General features: G+C 67.2%; 4 protein-coding genes. 1 reads left to right on the plus strand and 3 read right to left on the minus strand.

What is annotated here, in order from left to right:
• Positions 1–209, plus strand: a 209-nt coding sequence (locus tag AC1D1T_RS30470) for an RraA family protein (RefSeq protein WP_477993161.1), incomplete at its 5' end; no start/stop codon positions are given.
• Between the two features lie 74 nt (positions 210–283).
• Here the strand turns inward: AC1D1T_RS30470 and AC1D1T_RS30475 are convergent.
• From AC1D1T_RS30475 to mfd, 3 genes are all read right to left on the minus strand, one after another.
• Complete coding sequence (locus AC1D1T_RS30475; RefSeq protein ID WP_477845268.1) at positions 284–1,357, minus strand: Fic family protein; 1,074 nt, start codon at positions 1,355–1,357, stop codon at positions 284–286.
• A gap of 24 nt (positions 1,358–1,381) precedes the next feature.
• Positions 1,382–2,098 (minus strand): phosphoserine phosphatase SerB, encoded by a 717-nt coding sequence (gene serB, locus AC1D1T_RS30480; protein WP_477993162.1) that lies wholly within the window; start codon positions 2,096–2,098, stop codon positions 1,382–1,384.
• 4 nt (positions 2,099–2,102) lie between these two features.
• Positions 2,103–4,321, minus strand: a 2,219-nt coding sequence (gene mfd, locus AC1D1T_RS30485; RefSeq protein ID WP_477993163.1) for a transcription-repair coupling factor, incomplete at its 5' end; no start/stop codon positions are given.

The following is a 4,321-nucleotide window of genomic DNA, read 5'->3' on the forward strand; positions in this document are numbered from 1 at the left end:
GGGCGGGGCTGGTGGTCGACGGCTGCGTGCGCGACGTGGCGGAGCTGGCGGCCAGCGATGTCGGCATCCGCGCGCTGGCGCTGATGCCGCTGCCGACCGAGAAGCGCAACGAAGGGCAGCGCGACGTGCCGGTGCAGGTGCAGGGCGTGTGGGTGCGGCCGGGCGACCGGCTTTCTGCGGATGCGGACGGGATCGTGGTGATGCCATAGAACATGTCGCTGCCGCGAACATGTTCCTGAAACGTGTTAAAAAAACGTCATAAATTTAACATGTTTTCGCGCCGTCACCGGGTCAGCAGCTCGAACAGCGGTTCGTTGATGAAGTACACCTCGCGGCCGATCTTCTGACCGCTCAGCACGCCGAGCCGTTCCAGTTCGCGCAGGTATTTGGCGCAGGTCTGCCGCGTTCCGAGGCCGGCGCGCTCCAGAAACTGGATCTTGCAATACGGCTGGCGAAAGATCTGCTCGATCAGGTCCTTGCTGTAGACACCGGGCGCTTCACGTTGAACGCGCTCCCGCACGGACTCCATCAACGCGAGGATGTCGATGATCTGTTGCCGGGTGCGCAGCGAGGTCTGCTCGACCGCATCGAGCATGTACAGCACCCACTCGATCCAGGCACCTTCTTCCGTCACGCGGCGCAGACCTTCGTAGTAGGCCGCCTTGTGATCGATGATGTGGCGAGACAGGTACAGCACCGGCTGGGTGAGCAGCCCGCAATCGACGAGGTAGAGGATGTTCAGGATGCGGCCGGTGCGTCCGTTGCCGTCGGGGAACGGATGGATGGCCTCGAACTGATAGTGCATCAGGGCCATCTTCACGAGCGCATCGAGCCCGTCCTCGGCGTGCATGAAGTTCTCGAGCTCTCGCAGCTTGTCCCGGATGACGCCATCGCCTTCCGGCGGGGTGTAGATCGTCTGGCCGCGGCCGTTCGCGATGCGCGTTCCGGGTGTCCGGCGGAGGCTGAAGTCCGCCTGCTTGATGAGCTGTGCGATCTCGATGAACAGGCCGGTCGCCAGCGGCCGGGTGCCGATCTGCCGGAAGCCGTGGTTCAGCGCCTGGCGGTAGCGCAACACCTCTTTGGCCTCGGGGCTGGCAGGCAAGGACTCATCCGATGCCGCCTTGAACAACTCGTCGTTCGTCGTCAGGATGTTCTCGATCTCCGACGAGGCCCGCGCTTCCTGCAGGACCAGGCTGTCGAGGAGCATCGCCTGGTCGGGCATGCGCTCGGCCATGCCTTTCAACTCGGCGAGCGCGCGGCTCGCAGTGATGGCCTTGCGCAACACGGCCGTCGTCTCCAATGCCGTCGCTGGAGGCAGCGGCGGCAGATCGTTGAAGGGCGTGTTGCGATCGAACATGCGTGGCGCTCCTGGAAGAGGCCGCTATTGCACCACTTGCATCACGTCCAGCAACCTGTCCAATCCTCCTGCATTGATCGCCACCATCGCCTGCGCCCGCACCGCCGGCTTCGCGTGGTAGGCCACCGAGAGCCCGGCGACGCCCATCATCGGCAGGTCGTTCGCCCCGTCGCCCATCGCGATCGCCTGCGACGGCTGGATGCCCAGTTGCGCGCAGGTCGCGAGCAGCATGCGCTTCTTCTCGTCGCCGTCGCAGATGTCGCCCCAGGGCTGGTCGACCATGCGGCCGGTGAGTGCGCCATCGGCCACCTCCAGCACGTTCGAGCGCGTGAAGTCGATCTTCAGGCGGTCGCGCACGTGGTCGGTGAAGAACGTGAAGCCGCCCGACACCAGCAGCGTCTTCATGCCCGCCGCCTGGCAGGCCTGCACCAGCGCCGCGGCGCCGGGGTTCAGCTGCAGCCGCTCATCGAGCACCTGCTGCATCGCGCTGACCGGCACGCCCTTCAGCAGCGTGACGCGCCGGCGCAGGCTGTCCTTGTAGTCGGTGATCTCGCCGCGCATCGCGGCCTCGGTGATCGCCGCCACCTCGGCCTTGCGGCCGGCCGCATCGGCGATCTCGTCGACGCATTCGATGTTGATCAGCGTCGAGTCCATGTCGAACGCGATCAGCTTGAAGTCCGCCAGCCGCAGCGGCGGCGTGAAGCGCTGGATGACGAGGCCGGGGGCGAATTCGAGGGTCATGGGATCAGGCAGTCTCTTTGGGTTGGCCGAGGGAGCGCAGCACGTCGCGGATCAGTTGCGCGCGGTCCTTCGGCTCCGGGGTCTGGCGCTCGATGCGCAGCTTGTCGTTGCCGGCCAGCTTGATGTGGCGGTTCTTCTGCACCAGCTCGATGATGCGCATCGCATCCACCGGCGGGTTGGGCCGGAAGCTGATCACCATCAGCCCCGGCGCCGCATCGATCTTCATCACGCCGTAGGGCTTGGCCAGCACGCGCAGCCGGTGCACGTCGAACAGCGTCTGGCCCTGCGGCGGCAGCTTGCCGAAGCGATCGGTGATCTCCTCGAGCATCGTGTCGATCTGCTCCGGCTTCTCGGCGGTGGCCAGGCGCTTGTACAGGCTCAGGCGCGTGTGCACGTCGCCGCAGTAGGCATCGGGCAGCAGGGCCGGCGCGTGCAGGTTGATCTCGGTGGTGGCCGACAGCGGCGACAGCAGGTCGGGCTCGCGCCCGGCCTTCAGCGAACGCACCGCCTCGCCCAGCATCTCGTTGTAGAGCTGGAAGCCGACCTCCATCATGTTGCCGCTCTGGTTGTCGCCCAGCACCTCGCCGGCACCGCGGATCTCCAGGTCGTGCATCGCGAGGTAGAAGCCCGAGCCGAGCTCCTCCATGTTCTGGATCGCCTCCAGCCGCATCGCCGCCTGCTTGGTCAGCCCCTCGACCTCGGGCACCAGCAGGTAGGCATAGGCCTGGTGGTGCGAGCGGCCGACGCGCCCGCGCAGCTGGTGCAGCTGCGCCAGGCCGAACTTGTCGGCGCGGCTGATCACGATGGTGTTCGCGCTCGGCACGTCGATGCCGGTCTCGATGATGGTGGAGCACAGCAGCACGTTGTGGCGCTGCGCGACGAAATCGCGCATCACGTGCTCCAGCTGCCGCTCGGCCATCTGGCCGTGCGCGACCGCGATGCGCGCCTCGGGCAGCAGCTCCTGCAGCTTCTCGCGCCGGTTCTCGATCGTCTCGACCTCGTTGTGCAGGAAGTACACCTGCCCGCCGCGCTTCAGCTCGCGCAGGATCGCCTCGCGGATGGTGCCGGTGCTCTCGTTGCGCACGAAGGTCTTGATCGCCAGGCGCCGCTGCGGGGCGGTCGCGATCACGCTCAGGTCGCGCAGGCCTTCCAGGGCCATGCCCAGGGTCCGCGGGATCGGCGTCGCGGTCAGCGTCAGCACGTCGACCTCGGCGCGCATCGCCTTGATCGCCTCCTTGTGGCGCACGCCGAAGCGGTGTTCCTCGTCGATCACCAGGAGCCCGAGGCGCTTGAACTTGACGCTCTGGCTGATCAGCTTGTGGGTGCCGATCACGATGTCGACCGTGCCGTCCTCGATGCCTTCGAGCGCCGCCTTCACTTCCTTCGGCGAGCGGAAGCGCGACAGCTCGGCCACCTTCACCGGCCACTTGCCGAAGCGGTCGGAGATGTTCTGGAAATGCTGCTCGGCCAGCAGCGTGGTCGGCGCGAGGATCGCCACCTGCTTGCCGCCGGTGACGGCGACGAAGGCCGCGCGCAGCGCCACCTCGGTCTTGCCGAAGCCGACGTCGCCGCACACCAGCCGGTCCATCGGCTTCGGGCTCACCATGTCCTGGATCACCGCGTGGATCGCCGCCTTCTGGTCGGGCGTCTCCTCGAAGCCGAAGCTCGCGGCGAAGGCCTCGTAGTCGTGCGGCGAGAAGCGGAACGCGAAGCCCTCGCGCGCGGCGCGGCGGGCGTACAGGTTCAGCAGCTCGGCCGCGGTGTCGCGCACCTGCTCGGCGGCACGGCGCTTGGCCTTGTCCCACTGGCCGGAGCCGAGGCGGTGCAGCGGCGCCTCTTCGGCGCTGACGCCGGTGTAGCGGCTGATCAGGTGCAGCTGCGCGACCGGCACGTACAGCGTGGCCTTGTCGGCGTACTCGAGGTGCAGGAACTCGCTCGGGCCATCGCCCAGGTCGATGTTCATCAGCCCCACATAACGCCCGATCCCGTGGTTCACATGCACCACCGGGTCGCCGACCTTCAGCTCCGACAGGTCCTTGATCAGCGCGTTGACGTCGCTGACCTGCTCCTGCTTGCGCTTGCGCCGCCCGGTGGGCGAGGTCGCGAACAGCTCGGTCTCGGTGATGAACTGGATCGCGCGGCCGAGCTCGGCGTCGTGCCAGAAGAAGCCCTCGGCCAGCGGCGCGACCGCGATCGCGAAGCGCTCATCGCCCTGCTCGAACT

Source organism: Rhizobacter sp. P2_H3 (assembly GCF_056403355.1).

Bases quoted from the DNA above. Each gene is read 5' to 3' on its own strand.
- AC1D1T_RS30475 (WP_477845268.1), bottom strand. From the start codon at position 1,357: ATGTTCGATCGCAACACGCCCTTCAACGATCTGCCGCCGCTGCCTCCA.
- serB (WP_477993162.1), bottom strand. From the start codon at position 2,098: ATGACCCTCGAATTCGCCCCCGGCCTCGTCATCCAGCGCTTCACGCCG.